Origin of the sequence: Enterococcus sp. 3H8_DIV0648 (genome assembly GCF_002140655.1) — a bacterium.
Taxonomy (GTDB): domain Bacteria; phylum Bacillota; class Bacilli; order Lactobacillales; family Enterococcaceae; genus Enterococcus_A; species Enterococcus_A hulanensis.
In genome coordinates this window covers 1-1,366 of record NZ_NGLG01000019.1, presented here as the reverse complement: position 1 = coordinate 1,366, position 1,366 = coordinate 1, and the positions used below count along the sequence as shown (strand labels likewise).

Annotated in this window: 1 protein-coding gene and 1 pseudogene; both read left to right on the top strand. The window is 37.3% G+C overall.

The genetic code is table 11. From position 1 onward, the window contains the following. Window positions 1-145: 145 nt before the first annotated feature. Window positions 146-343 (top strand): annotated as a pseudogene (locus tag A5875_RS23080) (hypothetical protein); the annotation flags it as partial. Window positions 344-506: 163 nt separating this feature from the next. Continuing rightward, the gene (locus A5875_RS23075) at window positions 507-1,115 is read left to right on the top strand and encodes a hypothetical protein (RefSeq protein ID WP_088935699.1); all 609 of its coding nucleotides are present in this window, start codon (window positions 507-509) and stop codon (window positions 1,113-1,115) included. Window positions 1,116-1,366 lie beyond the last annotated feature (251 nt).

Below are 1,366 nucleotides of genomic sequence, written 5' to 3'. Positions count from 1 at the left end.
AGCGGCCAAGAGCCGTTCGTTTTTAAAAAATTGCCGCATGACAAGCGCTAGATTTTGCTCTCTGATAATGTTTCGATTTTTCGCCATGGTATACACCTCAATTTAATGAACCACATCTAGATGTGTATAAGAGACAGTTTTAAAACTTTTATATGAGAATAAGCATCGGTACTTAACGAGTCAAGAGGTTGCCAGCGGGATCAGTGTGTCTAACCGGACAGCGCGAAAATACCTGCATTCACTTAATGAACCTGTCTCTTATACACATCTAGATGTGTATAAGAGGCATATAAAGAACAGCGTGATTTCACGTTGTTCTTTTATTTTGGTAAATTTTAATTAACTTGTTCTTTTTTTAACGCCGAAAATATGGTAAAAAGTTATTTTTATGTTGACTTTGCCGTTTCGCAACCTTAATCTGTTATTAAGTAACATCGGTTATAAAAAGGAGTTTTGTAACCATCGCTTCAATGTTGGTCAAAATAAACGTGTTAGGAGATTAATGAATGAAAAAGTGGATTGTTTTTGCGGTAATGGCAGTTATGTTAGCAGGGTGCGGTTCTGGCGGCACAAAAGAAACGAGCAAGTCAGAAAAAGGTACAGCATCAGCCTCTTCAACAGAACAAACGGCATCCGCGCCAGAAGTTTCTTCTTCTGAAAAGAAGATTGAATTGAAGGAGGTCGATTTTGATGTCGAAGGAACGCCTTACAAAATGAAAGTGATAGACAGTTGGGAGATCATCCCTGATGAAGAATTATCTTTTAATGCAGAAGATGAGGATAAGGTACAAGGCTTGATGATCTATGGGTTCAAAAAGACAGATTTTGAGAGTTTAGCTGCGTTCAAAGATTTGATAAAAAACCAGTTTGTCTCAACCGAAGAGATTGAAATAAAGGAAGAAACCGTAAGTGAAGCAGCCTATAAAACAGCACATTACGAGGGCTATCTGTATAATTTTACCGGTACCTATGAGGGCGCAAATGTACAAATGAACTTTTATTTTCTGGAGACAGAATCCGACTATGCGCTTGTAAATCTGATAGCCTTTCCTTCATTTTATGATAAAAACGGGGACCTTGTTACAGAGATGCTGAACTCTTTTGTGGCGGTATGAGATTTAAAGGAGTAAATAATTGAAAAATTTACGGGTTAGAATAATCGGTTTTATTGTATTAGCAATAATTGCTGGGTGTGTAATGGGTGTGACCTGTCTCTTATACACATCTAGATGTGTATAAGAGACAGCCTCTACAGTGCAAAATAAAACCGATGTACCTATTTATATTGATGTAGAGGGAGAAAAGATACACATCTAGATGTGTATAAGAGACAGCAGTAAAATTGACACCTCTACAGTGCAAAATA

Excerpts from the sequence above, each read along its gene's own strand:
- A5875_RS23075 (WP_088935699.1), top strand. The coding sequence starts at position 507 with ATGAAAAAGTGGATTGTTTTTGCGGTAATGGCAGTTATGTTAGCAGGG.